Source organism: Pseudarthrobacter sp. (genome assembly GCF_036675385.1).
Classification (GTDB): Bacteria; Actinomycetota; Actinomycetes; order Actinomycetales; family Micrococcaceae; genus Arthrobacter.
Window position 1 is genome coordinate 55,808 of sequence record NZ_JAKFFD010000148.1, and the last position, 14,788, is coordinate 70,595.

Here is a 14,788-nt window from a genome sequence, read left to right on the forward strand (position 1 = left end):
CTGATGCACCATGGAGACGCCGAATCAGGACTCCGGACGTACACCGGCGGAGCAGTCGGCCGCCAACGAACTGACGGCTGCGGAGCGGCAGGCCAATGTCCTCCGCGACAAGCTCAGGCACATTGACCGCCAGCTTGCGGCCGCCACGCAGAACAACGCGAAGCTGGTCAGCATGCTGGAAGCGGCCAAGGCCGAGATTCTGCGGCTGAAAAATGCCCTGGACCAGGAGGGCCAGCCCCCGTACAGCTTCGGCACCGTCCTGCAGCTCAATCCCAGGCGGCTGCCGTCAGCGGGCAATAGCGGCCAGGCTGCCACTGAGGAATCGGTGGACATTTTCAACGCCGGCCGGAAGATGCGGGTGGGCATCAGCCCCCTGGTCAACATCAGCCAACTGGCGGTCGGCCAGGAGGTCCTCCTCAACGAGGCATTGCTGGTTGTTGCCGGCCTCGGCTATGAACGCGCCGGTGAACTCGCCACCCTCAAGGAAATGCTCGGAACGGACCGCGCACTGGTGGTGGGACGGGCGGACGAGGAGCGTGTCATCAGGCTCTCCGGAGCCCTGCTCACCGAAAAGCTCAGGGTGGGGGACGCACTGTCCATCGACTCGCGCACCGGTTACGCCCTCGAAAAAGTGCCCCGCTCCGAAGTGGAGAACCTGGTCCTCGAAGAAGTCCCCGACATCACCTACGAGGACATCGGCGGCCTCGGTCCGCAGATCGAGCAGATCCGGGACGCGGTGGAACTGCCCTTCCTGCACCCGGACCTCTACCGCGAGCACGGGCTGAAAGCCCCGAAGGGCATCCTGCTGTACGGTCCGCCAGGGTGCGGCAAGACCCTGATTGCGAAGGCTGTTGCCAACTCCCTCGCCGCCCGTGCCGCGGAACGGTCCGGCAATGTGGACCTGAAGAGCTATTTCCTCAACATCAAGGGTCCGGAGCTTCTGGACAAGTACGTGGGCGAGACAGAGCGCCACATCCGCCTGATTTTCTCCCGGGCCCGCGAGAAGGCCTCGGACGGCAGCCCCGTAGTGGTCTTCTTTGACGAAATGGATTCGCTGTTCCGTACACGTGGAACCGGGATCTCCTCCGACGTCGAGACCACCATCGTCCCGCAGCTGCTGAGTGAGATCGACGGCGTGGAGCGGCTGGACAACGTCATTGTGATCGGTGCATCCAACCGCGAGGACATGATCGACCCCGCCATCCTCCGCCCCGGTCGGCTGGACGTGAAAGTCAAAATCCAGCGCCCCGACGCAGAGGCCGCGGCCGATATCTTCAACAAATACATCACGACGGACCTGCCGTTCCACGAGTCCGACCTCGCCGAACACGACGGCGACGTCCAGGCGACAGTGGACGCCATGGTCCAGCGGACGGTTGAAGCCATGTACTCCACGGAGAAGTCCAACGAGTACCTGGAAGTCACCTACGCCAACGGCGATACGGAAATGCTCTATTTCAAGGACTTCAATTCAGGCGCCGTAGTCCAGAACGTTGTGGACCGGGCCAAGAAGTACGCCATCAAGGATCTGCTGACACTGCACCAGAAGGGTCTTCGGATCGAGCACCTGCTGCGTGCCGTGGTGGATGAATTCCGCGAGCACGAGGACATGCCCAACACCACCAACCCGGACGACTGGGCGCGGATCTCAGGCAAGAAGGGCGAACGGATCACCTACATCCGCACCATCGTGCAGGGTAAGGCAGGCCAGGAGCCCGGCAAGTCCATCGAAACGATGCCGAACACGGGACAGTACCTGTGACGGCAGCCCCGGAACGCGCCGGCGGGGGAGGGCTCCCGGCCGGCGGGGCCATGCGTGTCATGGGGGCGGAAACGGAATACGGCATCCACGCCCCGTCCGCGCCCGGAGCAAACGCCACCATGATGTCCGCCCGCGTTGTCCAGGCTTATGCCCAGGTGACGCGGCAAAGGGCGGCCGGAGGGGCAGAGACCCGGTGGGATTACACGGACGAGGAGCCCCTCCACGACGCCCGTGGCTGGACCCTCGAAAGGGCCTCGGCCCACCCCAGCCAGCTGACAGACCAGCCGCCGGTACTCGACGCCGAAGCGGTGGCGCTTGCCTACGGCCGCGAGGAATTGGAACTGGACGGCGAGGACGAGTCCGGCAGCCTCCTGATGAACATGGTCCTGGGCAACGGAGCCCGCCTGTACGTGGATCATGCCCATCCGGAGTACTCCAGTGCCGAGGTGACCAACCCCCGCGATGCGGTGATCTGGGATGCAGCCGGGGACCTCGTCGCGCTGGCGGCCGTCCGCCGCCTGGCCGCGGATCCCGAGCTCCCTCCGGTCAACCTGTACAAAAACAATACGGACAACAAATCCGTCTCCTACGGCTCCCACGAGAACTACCTCATGCCACGCTCGGTACCCTTCGGGGACATCGTGCGGGGGCTGACGCCGTTCTTCGTCACGCGGCAGATCATCTGCGGCGCCGGGCGGGTGGGCCTGGGGCAGGACAGCTCCACGCCCGGGTACCAGATCAGCCAGCGCGCAGACTTCTTCGAGGCGGAGGTGGGCCTGGAAACCACCATCCGACGTCCCATCATCAACACCCGGGATGAGCCGCACGCCACCGCCGACAAATACCGGCGCCTGCATGTGATCATCGGGGACGCCAACCTGAGCCAATCCTCGAACTACCTCAAGTTCGGCACCACTGCCATGGTCCTGAGCCTGATCGAGGCCGGGCTGGCGCCCAAGGTCGAGGTCCACGAACCCGTCGCAGCCCTCCAGGCAGTCAGCCACGACACGTCGCTGACAGCCAAACTCAGGCTGCTGGACGGGCGCCGCGTGACGGCCCTGGACCTGCAATGGATCTACCACGAGGCGGCGGCCAAGCTGGCGCAGGACACCGGCGTAGCCGATGCCGTGGACGGGGACGGCCATACACATCAGGTGCTGGAGCGCTGGGCTGCCACGTTGACCCAGCTCGATTCCGACAGGAACGCGGCGGCCACCTCCGTGGAGTGGTTGGCCAAGCTCTCCCTCCTCGAGGGTTACCGGAACCGCGACAACCTTGCCTGGGGTGACGCGCGGCTCGGCCTCGTGGACCTCCAGTGGGCAGACATCAGGCCGGAGAAGGGACTGTACTACCGGTTCCTGGCACGGAACCGCATGCAGCGGATCGTCGACGACGGAGCCATCGCCGCAGCGATGACCGAACCGCCGTCGGACACGCGTGCCTTCTTCCGCGGACGGTGCATCAGCAGCTTTGGCAAAGACGTGGTGGGGGCCAGCTGGGACTCGGTCATCTTCGATGTTCCGGGCTACGGCCGGCTTCAGCGCGTGCCAACCAGGGAACCCCTGCGCGGCACCAAGGCCCTCACGGGAGGGCTCTTTGCCCGCCACCGGACGGCCGGTCCGTTCCTCGCCGAACTTTTGGGGCATAACACCGCTCCGCCTGCGGCGTAAACCGCGCCGTCGGGCGGACAGCGTGGCAATATGGGCGTATCAGCAGATCCGCCCGGATCCGAGGATTTCAGAGGAGAGATCACCATGGCAGGCCAGGAGCAGCAGAAGCCACAATCACACGACAGCCAGGTCGAGGACGAGATCCCGGAGGCGCCTCCGGCAGCCCCGGAAGCCCAGGCATCGGCCGCCACCCAGGGCGTCGACGACCTCCTGGATGAAATCGACGGCGTCCTGGAATCCAACGCCGAGGAGTTCGTCCGCGCCTTCGTCCAAAAGGGCGGCCAGTAACCCGGATCCGGATGGGTGGCGGAAGCCGCGTCCGGCCGGAATCTGTACCGCCGTTGAAGGACCACGTACAAGGAGTGCATCAGTGCAGGAAACAACCGCCAACCAGGTAGCCGGCAACGCGACATCCTCATTCACCGAGCATCTGCAGCGCGACCGGCCGGACCTGCTTCCTTACAACCGTGCCATGCCTGCTGCAGCGGCGGCGACAGCTCCGCTGCAGGTACCCCATGCCACCACGATCGTGGCGATGAGCTATGGCGGCGGTGTCCTGATGGCCGGGGACCGGCGGGCCACCATGGGCAACGTCATTGCCAGCCGGCACATCGAAAAGGTGTTCCCGGCCGACAGGTATTCGGTGCTGGGGATCGCCGGCACGGCCGGCATCGCGATTGACCTGACGCGGCTCTTCCAGGTGGAGCTGGAGCACTACGAAAAGATCGAGGGCACCCTGCTGAGCCTCGACGGCAAAGCCAACCGGTTGGGGGCCATGATCCGCGGGAACCTGCCGATGGCCCTGCAGGGACTCGCCGTCGTGCCGCTGTTCGCCGGCTTCGACACAACTGCCGGCGTGGGCCGGCTCTTCTCCTACGACGTCACCGGCGGCAGGTACGAGGAACGCGAGCACCACACGGTCGGCTCCGGTTCCGTTTTTGCCCGCGGCGCGCTGAAGAAGCTCTGGCGGCCCAACCTGGCCGAAGCCGAGGCAGTCTCCGTGGCGGTCGAGTCCCTTTACGACGCGGCCGACGACGACTCCGCCACAGGTGGTCCGGATCCGGTCCGTCAATTGTGGCCGGTGGTGTACACCGTGAACAGGGATGGCGCGCGGCGGATCCCCGAATCCGAGCTCGCCGCTGTGGCGGGCAGGATTATCGAAGCCAGGTCCGCCGAACGGCGGGAGGCCTAAGATGACGCAGCAGTTCTATGTCTCGCCTGAACAACTGATGAAGGACCGTGCGGACTTCGCACGGAAAGGCATCGCCCGCGGCAGGTCCGTGGTGGTCATCAGCTGCCAGGACGGTATTGCCCTGGTCGCTGAGAACCCCTCACCCTCACTGCATAAGATCGGCGAGATCTACGACAAAATCGCGTTTGCTGCCGTCGGCAAGTACAACGAATTCGAAAGCCTGCGCCAGGCCGGAGTGCGGTACGCCGATGTCCGTGGTTACTCCTACGACCGCGAGGACGTCACCGCACGCGGGCTCGCGAGTGTCTACGCGCAGAGCCTCGGTGCCGTCTTCACCGCAGAACAGAAACCCTTCGAAGTGGAACTGGCCGTCGCCGAGGTTGGCCCCACGCCGGAACTGGACCACCTCTACCGGCTCACCTTCGACGGGTCCATCGCCGACGAGCACGGCTTCATCGTGATGGGCGGCCAGGCGGAGCGTGTCTCGGCGGTCATCGCCGAGGGCTGGCGACCGTCACTGCGTTTCGCAGGCGCTGTCCGCCTGGCTACCCGCGGCCTGTCCAGCGGCCCAGACCCGGCCGCTGAACAGGGCGAAGCGGGAGGAACCCTTCCCGCCAAGGCCGTGGAGGTTGCCGTGCTGGACAGGCAGTCGGAGACCTCCCGGGGTTTCCGCAGAGCCTTCCGGCGGCTCAACGATTCTGATATCACGGCGCTGCTTGCTGAGGAGGACTGAGATGGACAAGAGAATCTTCGGTATCGAGACCGAGTTCGGAATCTCGTATTCGAGCCCCGATTCCAGGCCGTTGGCCCCGGAAGAAGTGGCCCGGTACCTGTTCCGCAAGGTGGTCAGCTGGGGTCGGTCATCCAACGTGTTCCTGACCAACGGCTCCCGGTTGTACCTCGACGTCGGCTCACACCCTGAGTACGCCACGGCCGAATGTGACGACCTGGCCCAGCTCATCGCGCACGACCGCGCGGGTGAGCTGATTCTGGACGACCTCGTTGACGAGGCACAGGCAAGGCTGGCCGCGGAAGGATTCAACGGCACGGTCTACCTGTTCAAGAACAACACGGATTCGGCCGGTAACTCCTACGGCAGCCATGAAAACTACCTCATCCCGCGCCGCGGCGAATTCTCCCGGCTCGCGGAGATCCTGATCCCGTTCCTGGTGACCCGCCAGCTGATCGCCGGCGCAGGGAAAATCCTGAAGACTCCGCACGGGGCCACGTACGCGTTTTCCCAGCGGGCAGACCACATCTGGGAGGGCGTCTCCTCGGCAACCACGCGGTCACGGCCCATCATCAACACCCGCGATGAACCGCACGCCGACGCCGAATTCTTCCGGCGGCTCCATGTCATTGTGGGCGACTCCAACATGTCCGAAACCACGGCCCTGCTCAAGGTCGGCACCGTCGACCTCATCCTGCGCATGATTGAGGCGGGAGTGATCATGCGCGACATGAGGATGGAAAACCCCATCCGCAGCATCCGCGAGATTTCCCACGACCTCAGTGGAAGGGCGCTGGTCCGTCTGGCCAACGGCCGCCAGCTCACGGCCCTGGAGATCCAGCAGGAGTACCTCACCAAGGTCACGGCCTTTGTTCAGGAGCAAGGGGCCCACAATCCCCACGTACCGTTCATCCTTGATCTTTGGCAACGGACCCTGAACGCCATCGAGAGCGGTGACACCAGCACCATCGACACGGAAATCGACTGGGCCATCAAGAAAAAACTGATGGACAACTACCGGCGGCGGCACGGCCTGGGCCTGGACGCGCCCAGGATTGCCCAGCTGGATCTTACGTACCATGACATTTCGCGGAGCCGCGGGTTGTACTACATCCTGCAGTCCCGGGGTGCGGTTCGGCGGGTTGTGGAGGATACCGTGATCAAAGACGCCGTGGACGTGCCGCCGCAATCCACGCGGGCCAAGCTGAGGGGCGATTTCGTCAGGCGCGCCCAGGAACTGGGCAGGGATTACACGGTTGATTGGGTGCACCTGAAGCTGAACGACCGCGCGCACCAGACCATCCTGTGCAAGGATCCCTTCCGAAGCGTCGATGAGAGGGTGGATGCCCTGCTGGGCTCTATGGGCTGACGTTCAGGTTCACGGGCTATCCTTGATGGGGCCGTTCCTTGGCCTTGCAGCGGTGCCGGGCGCCTGATTCCGGTTCCGCGTCCACCCTGCCCCGACGAAAGTTCTCTTACGTGCGCCGACTCCTAGCAATCCTGATCCCCGGCCTGCTGCTGCTTACCGCTTGTGGCGGTTCGCCCGCAGCACCGGAACCCACCAGCCAGTCTGCCGGTGACACTGCCAAGTTCGACTCCCTGAAACTGACGGACCACGGGGACAAGAAGGCTCCCGGTGTCGAGTTCTCCAAGCCCCTCGAAGTCACCGAACCCACCATCAAGGTGGTCGCCGAAGGTGACGGTGACCGGGTCAAAGATAACCAGATCGCAAACATCTCCATCCTCGCGCTCAGTGGTGCGGACGGATCCACGCTGGAGGACACCTTCCCCGGCGAGCCCGAACCACTGCAGCTGAACGAGGAACTGAAGACCGGAAGCCCGGTTATCTACAGCGCGTTTGTTGGCTCCAAAGTCGGCTCGAGCCTTGCCCTGGCCATCCCGGGCCAGGCCGCAACCGCTGAAGGCGCCCCCGCCCAGCCAACGCAGCTTCTCCTGATCAAGGTGCTCTCCACCAAGGACGCACCGCAGACCGTCGCTCCGCTCGCAAAGCCCGAAGGCGAGACTGTCACCCCGCCGGCCGGCCTGCCGACCGTGAAGGACAACGACCAGGGCGTGCCGGAGATCTCCGTTGACGGAATCGCCGCGCCCACAGCACTCGTGTCCCAGGACCTGATCAAGGGCACCGGCGCGGAGGTTAAGGAAACCGACACGTTGACCGTCAACTATGTTGGCGTGAACCTCGTGGGCGGCACTAAATTTGATTCAAGCTTTGACCGCGGCGAGCCGGCCAGCTTCCCGTTGACCGGCGTCATTCCGGGCTGGACCCAGGGACTGGCGGGAAAGACGGTGGGCTCCCGGGTCCTCCTGGTGGTCCCCAAGGACCTCGCGTACGGTGATGCCGGCCAGGGCGAAGCCAAGGGTGACCTTGTCTTCGTTGTGGACATCCTCGGCGTCAAGTAAACAGCAACACATCACCCACCCAAATAATCAAAGGAGCAACCATGTCATTTGGTCAGCGCGATTTCGACCGCCAGAAGCCTGAAATTGACTTCCCGCAAGGCGATGTCCCCACCGAACTGGTTATCACCGACCTCATCGAGGGTGACGGTGCCGAGGCCAAAAAGGGCGACACCGTCTCCACCCACTACGTCGGTGTGGCCTGGTCCACCGGCGAAGAGTTCGACGCTTCCTGGGGCCGCGGCGCCCCGCTGGACTTCCGTGTGGGCGTGGGCCAGGTCATCCAGGGCTGGGACCAGGGCTTGCTGGGCATGAAGGTGGGCGGCCGCCGTCGCCTGGAGATTCCTTCCGAACTGGCGTACGGCTCCCGCGGGGCCGGCGGAGCCATTGGCCCCAACGAAGCGCTGATCTTCGTGGTGGACCTCGTGGGCGTCCGCTGACCGAAGCATCGTAACGCCGGAAGGCGCGGTAACAATCAGGGTTTTGTTTTCCTGTTGGTTGCCGCGCTTTCTGCTTTCCGCGGAGGAGTTTAGTAACGTAGCCAGCGTGTCCGTCTCCCGTACTGAACGCCTGCTGAACCTCCTGATAGCCCTGCTGAACACCAAATACGGCCTGCGCCGGGCAGAGTTGCGGGCGAAGGTCTACCATGACACGTCCGGCAACGACGTGGCCTTCGGCAGGATGTTTGAGCGGGACAAGAATGACCTCCGGCAGTTCGGCTTCGATGTGGAAACCGTCACGGACCTCGGCTGGAGCGAAGATGATCCGGCCACCACCCGCTACCGCATCGGCAAGGAATCGAACCGCCTGCCTGATGTCCAGCTCAGCCCGGGGGAGTGGACCGTCCTCCTCCTGGCGTCCCAGTTGTGGGAGCGTGCCGCCCTGGGAACCGCCGCTGCCAGCGCCCTCCGCAAGCTCCAGGCCTCCGGCACCGTGTCCGACGTCGAACTTCCGGTTGGTGTTCAGCCGCGGATCCGGCCGGCGGGCCAGGCCTTTGATGATGTGGTGGCTGCCATGCACGCCCAGCACCCTGTCAGCTTTCCCTACCTGGCAGGCACCACCGGCAAGGAAGAGCAACGGACGGTGGAGCCGTGGGGCCTCGGCAGCCGCTTCGGCCAGTGGTATCTGACCGGCTACGACCGCTCGCGCAAGGCACCGCGCCACTTCCGGCTCTCCCGGTTCACGGGCCCCGTCACGGTGCTGGAGAAGGAAACCTACCCGGCGCCGCCGAACTTCAATGTCCGCGCAGAACTGGACCGGCTTCCGGAGCTCCCGCTCCGGACCGCCGTCGTGGACGTCCGGGAGGGCCGCCTCCTTGGCCTGCGCCGGCGCGCCATGCCAGTTGCCGAGGGGAGTGCCGGAACGCCCGACGCCGGCTACGAACGGCTGCAGGTCAACTTCAGGGACGCTGAGGTGCTGGCCGAGGAGCTCGCATCCTATGGCCCGGACGCTGTGGCACATGCTCCCGACGAGCTGGTGGCAGCCGTGCGGCACCGGCTGCGCAACGCTGCCGCCTTCTGCGCCGCTCCCAGCCCTGCCTATCTGTTTGCGGACGCACCGCGGGGCCGCACCGTCCGGAAACGCACGTCTGAGGACCAGCTCAAGCGCATGCTGCAGCTGGTGCCGTTCCTGGTCCACAACCAGGGCCTGCATATCCAGGACGTCGCAGCCCGCTTCGGTGTCACGCCCGCGGAGCTGGAAAGCGACCTGCGGATCCTCATCTGCTCCGGCCTTCCCGGGGGATACCCTGACGACCTCCTGGACATCCATTGGGAGGAAGGCCACGTTTACATCACACAGGACCTGGATCTCAAGAGGCCGGTCCGGTTTACGGTGGACGAGGCCTGCGCGCTGCTGACCGGGCTCGAGACGCTCAACGGGCTTCCCGAACTTGCCGAAGGAGGTGCCCTGGAGTCGGTGACCCTCAAACTGATGGCAGCGGCCGGCGAAGAAGGGCTGCGGGCCGGTTCGCTTGCCGGTCCGGAGGTGGGCCCGTCGGATTCGGCCGTCCTTGACGTTGTCCGTGGTGCAATCCAGGAGCGGTCGCAGCTACGGCTCGTGTACTTCTCCGCCCAGCGCGACCAGGTCTCCGTACGGGACGTGGATCCGCTCCGCCTGTATTCCCTGGACAACACCTGGTACTTCGAGGCCTACTGCCATTCCGCCCAGGGGCTGCGGAACTTCAGGCTGGACCGGGTGCAGGAGGTCCACCCGAACGGAAATCCCGCCTCCACGGAGGTCCGGGCCGGGGAAAGCTTCCCGGCCAAGCTGTTCACGCCCAACGACGACGACACCACGGTCCTCGTACAGCTCACCAGGCAGGGCGCCGGCTTGGCGGACGATTATTACGCCGAACGTGTGGCACCCCTTGCCGACGGCGGCCTCGTAGCCGAGATCCGGTTCGGCAGCACTGCCTGGCTTCCCATGTTCGTGGCCCAGCACGGCGGGGCCGCCCGGATCCTCGAACCTTCCGAGCTGGGGGCGGCAGCGCTGGACTGGATCGAGGCGGCCCTGGCCGGGTACGGCGGTTAGACTCGTCAGCATGCCTTGGTGGTCCTGGATCCTGATCTGGATTGCGCTTATTGCGCTCTCCCTGCTCTTTTATGTCCTCCTGGGCATCCGGCTGTACCGCCAGTTCCTGGCGGTAATGAAGGACCTGGGCGCCGCCGGAGCTAAAGTGGCACACCTGGCGCCGGCAGCGGCCACCGTCGATGACGGCTCCCAGCCGCCAGGGTCAGCTCCGCCCGGTGCGGCTGTTTTTGCCTCACCGGCCCAGATGCGTCATGATTACGACGCATCCAAGTCATCCCGCCGGGAGGGCCGCCGCCAGAGGCGCGTCCAGCGTAAGCACGATCGGGGCCAGCCCCAGTCACTTCGCGATCTCAATCTCAGTTAGACGTAGGATGTTGTTAGAGGAAAGGATTTCCCGTGGGAAGACTCTTTGATGGCCCGTGGCCAATTGTCATTATCATCGTCGTTGCGCTGCTGCTTTTCGCCGCGCCCAAACTCCCTGCCATGGCCCGCAGCCTTGGCCAGTCCATGCGGATCATCAAGTCCGAGGTCAAGGAAATGAAGAACGACGGCAAAACCGACTCCACCGACACGGCTTCCGGCCCGGTGGAAGGCAAGATCGTTAACCACCCGCCGGCGAAGCCCGGTGAGCCGACCGACGGCACTGACGTTCCGCCGTCGACCCGCGCCTAACCCGAAGTGGCACTGACGCGGGGCCGTAAGTCCAACCCTGAGGGGCGGATGGCTCTTTGGGACCACCTCAAAGAGCTCAAGAACCGGCTGATCAAATCGGCGATTGCTGTGCTGGTTGCCGGCGTGGGCGGCTGGTTCCTTTACGATCCAGTCGTGGCCAGCCTGTCGGACCCGCTGATTTCCATTGCCCGGGATACGGGGCGCACCGCGGTCCTGAACTTTGCGACCATCGCAGATCCTTTTGCCTTCAAGATCCAGATTGCCATCCAGATAGGGCTGGTTATCTCCAGCCCTGTCTGGATCTATCAGGTGTGGGCTTTTATCACCCCGGGCCTGACCAAGAAGGAACGCGGCTACACGCTCGGCTTCATGGCGGCCGCTGTGCCCCTGTTCCTGGCCGGCGTGTTTGTAGCCTGGCTCGTGTTCCCCACCGTGGTCAGGGCGCTGCTACAGTTCACACCCGCCACCGGCGCCAACAACATCTCGGCCACCGACTACCTGACGTTTGCCACGCAGATGTTGCTTATCCTCGGGATCTCTTTCCTGGTCCCCGTGATCCTGGTCGGCATCAACATGGCCGGTGTGGTCAGGGGCCGGACCATCCTCAAAGCCTGGCGGATTATCGTCTTCCTGGTCTTTGTCCTGGCGGCACTGGCCGCACCAGGCACGGACGCGCTGTCCATGTTCCTGCTTGCTGCGCCGCTGCTGATTCTGTTCTTCGCGGCGATCGGGCTGTGTATCTTCAACGACAAGCGCCGTGACAAACGCGTGGCGAAACAGGCTGCTGAGACGGACGCGACAGCCGACATCGCGACGCCCGGCAACGAACTGAAGAACCTGTAGCGCGCGGCGCACTAGGCTTGAGGCATGTCCTCTATTTCCGGGCCACTCTCGCCCTCTGAAAGCTACCGGGCCAGCGCGGAACGCACGGCCGAAGCGGGCACCTACCTCGGCGGGTTTGTCCGCACCCTTGATTTTGAACTTGACGAATTCCAGCGCCTCGCCTGCCGGTCCCTCCAGGAGGGCAAGGGAGTGCTGGTGGCTGCCCCCACTGGCGCCGGTAAAACCATCGTGGGCGAATTTGCCATCTATCTCGCTTTGGAACGAAATCTCAAGGCCTTCTACACCACCCCGATCAAGGCCCTGAGCAACCAAAAATTCACGGAACTCTCCGAAAAGTACGGGGCGGCAAACGTCGGTCTACTTACCGGCGACACCAGCATCAATGGCGACGCCCCCGTGGTGGTCATGACCACGGAAGTCCTCCGGAACATGCTCTACGCGGACTCGGACACCCTGGATGACCTCGGCTTTGTGGTCATGGACGAAGTCCACTACCTCGCGGACCGCTTCCGTGGTGCCGTCTGGGAGGAAGTCATCATCCATCTCCCCAGCGAAGTCCAGGTAGCCTCCCTCAGCGCCACGGTCTCCAACGCAGAAGAATTCGGTGCCTGGCTGGATACCGTGCGCGGCGACACCGACATCATTGTCTCCGAGCACCGCCCGGTTCCCCTGTGGCAGCACGTTATGGTGGGCCGGGACATCGTGGACCTGTTCGCCGGAGAAACCACCTTCGACGAAATCGCGCCGCCCGCGGATGCGGAGACCGGAGCTCCACTACCGGTCCAGGAGCGGCTCACCGCGGCCACCAAAGACGCAGACGGGCCGGGGTTCGAGGTCAATCCGGACCTTCTCAAAATGGCCCGCAGCGAAGGCCAACAAAGTTTCGCCGGACGCTTTGGCCACGGCGGACGGAGCCAGCGCCGGCAGCACCGGCAACGGACAGAGGACCGCCCCCGGCAGGGAGCCGAGCCCGGCGCCGTCCGGAAGGCCAGCCGGCCCCAAGTGATTGCCAGCCTGGACCGGCAGGACCTGCTGCCCGCCATCACGTTTATCTTCTCGCGGGCAGGCTGCGATGCCGCCGTTGCCCAATGTGTCTCGTCCGGACTCTGGCTGACCACGGAGAAGGAGCAGCAGATCATTGCGCAGCGCGTTGACGAGGCCGGGCAGGACATCCCGTCAGAGGATCTGGACGTCCTCGGCTTCTGGACGTGGCGGGATGGCCTGCTGCGTGGTTTCGCGGCCCACCATGCCGGCATGCTACCCACCTTCAAGGAAGTAGTGGAGAAGCTATTCGTCGAGGGCCTGGTCAAGGCTGTGTTCGCCACCGAAACGCTGGCCCTGGGCGTCAACATGCCGGCCCGCTCCGTGGTCCTGGAGAAGCTCGACAAGTTCAATGGCGAGGCCCACGTGGACATCACCGCGGGGGAGTACACGCAGCTGACCGGCCGCGCGGGCCGCCGCGGCATCGACATCGAAGGCCATGCCGTTGTCCTGTGGCAGCCGGGCACGGACCCTGCGGCTGTTGCCGGCCTCGCCTCGCGGCGTACGTATCCGCTGAACTCAAGCTTCCGGCCAACGTACAACATGAGCATCAACCTGTTGGCGCAGTTTGGCCGCGCCCGTGCGCGGGAAATCCTTGAATCCTCCTTCGCGCAGTTCCAGGCTGACCGGTCCGTTGTCGGACTTGCCAGGCAGGTGCGCAGCCGCGAAGAGTCCCTCGCGGGATACGCAAAATCCATGACCTGCCACCTCGGAGACTTCACCGAGTATGCGCGGTTGCGCCGTGAGCTGTCCGACGCCGAGAATGTCACCTCCCGCAGCAAGTCCCGGGCTCATAAGTCGCTGAATGAAGACTCCCTGGCACGGCTGATGCCCGGCGACGTGGTGGACGTCCCGGGCGGGCGGGCGCCCGGACCGGCGATTGTGCTCAGCTCGGACCACAGCGGCAGGGAGCCGCGGCCTGCCATCCTGACGCTCGACAACCAGCTCAGGCGAATCGGCACCGAGGACCTTGAGGGCCCCATCGCGCCCCTGACACGGATCCGCATTCCGAAGTCGTTCAACGCAAAGGTCCCGAAATCCCGGCGTGACCTCGCATCGTCGGCCAGGAATGCACTGCGCGAGAACCGCCCGCCTGCCCCCGGGCGCAGCACCGATTTTGGCATGGGGTCCGTTTTGCCCCATCAGGAGAAACGCATCACGGAGCTTCGCCGGGCGCTCCGGGCCCACCCCTGCCACGGCTGCAGCGAGCGTGAAGACCACGCGCGCTGGTCTGAGCGCTGGTGGAAGCTGCGCCGGGAGACGGATGCCCTGGTCCGGCAGATCCAGGGCCGGACCAACACCATTGCCAAGACCTTCGATCGCGTCTGCGATGTCCTTTCCGCCTACGGCTACCTGGAAGCGGGAGCTGACGGGCGCCTGGCCATCAGCCCGGACGGCCAGCGGCTCCGCCGGATCTACGGGGAGAAGGACCTGCTGATTTCGCAAGCACTGCGGCTGGGCGCGCTCAACGACCTGGATGCCGTCGAAGTAGCAGCCCTGGCCAGCGTCTTGGTCTACCAGGCCAAACGCGAGGACAGGGGCCTCCGCCCCCGGATGCCCAGCGTCTCGCTTGAATCGTCCGTGGATGTGGTGGTCCGGGAATGGTCGGCCCTGGAGGACGTGGAAGAGGCGAACAAACTTCCGCTGACTGCCGAACCGGAACTCGGTCTTGTCTGGCCGATGTACAAATGGGCCAAGGGACGCCACCTCCAGGAAGTGCTCAACGGCACGGACCTGGCGGCGGGTGACTTCGTCCGTTGGGTCAAACAGGTCATCGACCTCCTGGACCAGCTCGCCAAGATTCCCGGCCTGGATCCGCGCGTCTCCAGGCTTTGCGCAGAAGCAATATCACTCATCCGCCGCGGCGTCGTGGCCTACTCTTCCGTACTTTGATGTCCCGGCTTTGATGCACCGGCAGCCTGCCTTCT

General features: G+C 64.7%; 13 protein-coding genes. All 13 read left to right on the plus strand.

Annotation, left to right across the window (positions count from 1 at the left end; genetic code table 11):
- Window positions 1-10: 10 nt before the first annotated feature.
- The 13 genes from arc to V6M49_RS11960 all read left to right on the plus strand — a co-directional run bounded on the left by arc (window position 11) and on the right by V6M49_RS11960 (window position 14,753).
- The gene (gene arc / locus V6M49_RS11900) at window positions 11-1,762 is read left to right on the plus strand and encodes a proteasome ATPase (RefSeq protein WP_141140624.1); all 1,752 of its coding nucleotides are present in this window, start codon (window positions 11-13) and stop codon (window positions 1,760-1,762) included.
- Window positions 1,759-3,432 carry a depupylase/deamidase Dop gene (gene dop, locus V6M49_RS11905; protein WP_371706669.1) on the plus strand — a complete coding sequence of 558 codons (1,674 nt, stop codon included), beginning with the start codon at window positions 1,759-1,761 and terminating at the stop codon, window positions 3,430-3,432. Before arc ends, dop begins: the two co-directional genes overlap by 4 nt.
- An 84-nt stretch (window positions 3,433-3,516) precedes the next feature.
- On the plus strand, window positions 3,517-3,720 hold the full coding sequence (locus V6M49_RS11910; RefSeq protein WP_056339984.1) for a ubiquitin-like protein Pup: 204 nt from the start codon (window positions 3,517-3,519) through the stop codon (window positions 3,718-3,720).
- An 82-nt stretch (window positions 3,721-3,802) separates the two neighbouring features.
- Window positions 3,803-4,624, plus strand: coding sequence for a proteasome subunit beta (gene prcB / locus V6M49_RS11915; protein WP_104061486.1), 822 nt, complete (start codon window positions 3,803-3,805; stop codon window positions 4,622-4,624).
- A gap of 1 nt (window position 4,625) precedes the next feature.
- Entirely contained in the window at window positions 4,626-5,357 is a 732-nt protein-coding gene (gene prcA / locus V6M49_RS11920) for a proteasome subunit alpha (RefSeq protein WP_141140625.1), read from the plus strand.
- A gap of 1 nt (window position 5,358) precedes the next feature.
- On the plus strand, window positions 5,359-6,723 hold the full coding sequence (gene pafA, locus V6M49_RS11925) for a Pup--protein ligase (protein WP_332761230.1): 1,365 nt from the start codon (window positions 5,359-5,361) through the stop codon (window positions 6,721-6,723).
- Between the two features lie 110 nt (window positions 6,724-6,833).
- On the plus strand, window positions 6,834-7,775 hold the full coding sequence (locus V6M49_RS11930; protein WP_141140627.1) for an FKBP-type peptidyl-prolyl cis-trans isomerase: 942 nt from the start codon (window positions 6,834-6,836) through the stop codon (window positions 7,773-7,775).
- 41 nt (window positions 7,776-7,816) lie between these two features.
- Window positions 7,817-8,212 (plus strand): FKBP-type peptidyl-prolyl cis-trans isomerase, encoded by a 396-nt coding sequence (locus V6M49_RS11935; protein ID WP_056340002.1) that lies wholly within the window; start codon window positions 7,817-7,819, stop codon window positions 8,210-8,212.
- 106 nt (window positions 8,213-8,318) lie between these two features.
- The gene (locus V6M49_RS11940) at window positions 8,319-10,304 is read left to right on the plus strand and encodes a helix-turn-helix transcriptional regulator (RefSeq protein WP_332761231.1); all 1,986 of its coding nucleotides are present in this window, start codon (window positions 8,319-8,321) and stop codon (window positions 10,302-10,304) included.
- A 10-nt stretch (window positions 10,305-10,314) separates the two neighbouring features.
- Window positions 10,315-10,668, plus strand: a complete 354-nt coding sequence (locus tag V6M49_RS11945) for a hypothetical protein (protein WP_332761232.1) — start codon at window positions 10,315-10,317, stop codon at window positions 10,666-10,668.
- Between the two features lie 32 nt (window positions 10,669-10,700).
- Window positions 10,701-10,976 (plus strand): Sec-independent protein translocase subunit TatA, encoded by a 276-nt coding sequence (tatA, locus tag V6M49_RS11950; protein ID WP_056340008.1) that lies wholly within the window; start codon window positions 10,701-10,703, stop codon window positions 10,974-10,976.
- A gap of 48 nt (window positions 10,977-11,024) precedes the next feature.
- A complete protein-coding gene (gene tatC, locus V6M49_RS11955; RefSeq protein WP_141140630.1) occupies window positions 11,025-11,819 on the plus strand; it encodes a twin-arginine translocase subunit TatC in 795 nt (264 codons plus the stop codon).
- A gap of 24 nt (window positions 11,820-11,843) precedes the next feature.
- A complete protein-coding gene (locus V6M49_RS11960) occupies window positions 11,844-14,753 on the plus strand; it encodes a DEAD/DEAH box helicase (protein ID WP_141140631.1) in 2,910 nt (969 codons plus the stop codon).
- The last annotated feature ends 35 nt before the right edge of the window (window positions 14,754-14,788 follow it).

What these genes read in the sequence shown, in the direction of transcription:
- V6M49_RS11935 (WP_056340002.1), top strand. Translation starts at nt 7,817, where the DNA reads ATGTCATTTGGTCAGCGCGATTTCGACCGCCAGAAGCCTGAAATTGAC.
- tatC (WP_141140630.1), top strand. Translation starts at nt 11,025, where the DNA reads ATGGCTCTTTGGGACCACCTCAAAGAGCTCAAGAACCGGCTGATCAAA.
- V6M49_RS11910 (WP_056339984.1), top strand. Translation starts at nt 3,517, where the DNA reads ATGGCAGGCCAGGAGCAGCAGAAGCCACAATCACACGACAGCCAGGTC.
- V6M49_RS11960 (WP_141140631.1), top strand. Translation starts at nt 11,844, where the DNA reads ATGTCCTCTATTTCCGGGCCACTCTCGCCCTCTGAAAGCTACCGGGCC.
- pafA (WP_332761230.1), top strand. Translation starts at nt 5,359, where the DNA reads ATGGACAAGAGAATCTTCGGTATCGAGACCGAGTTCGGAATCTCGTAT.
- arc (WP_141140624.1), top strand. Translation starts at nt 11, where the DNA reads ATGGAGACGCCGAATCAGGACTCCGGACGTACACCGGCGGAGCAGTCG.
- V6M49_RS11945 (WP_332761232.1), top strand. Translation starts at nt 10,315, where the DNA reads ATGCCTTGGTGGTCCTGGATCCTGATCTGGATTGCGCTTATTGCGCTC.
- prcA (WP_141140625.1), top strand. Translation starts at nt 4,626, where the DNA reads ATGACGCAGCAGTTCTATGTCTCGCCTGAACAACTGATGAAGGACCGT.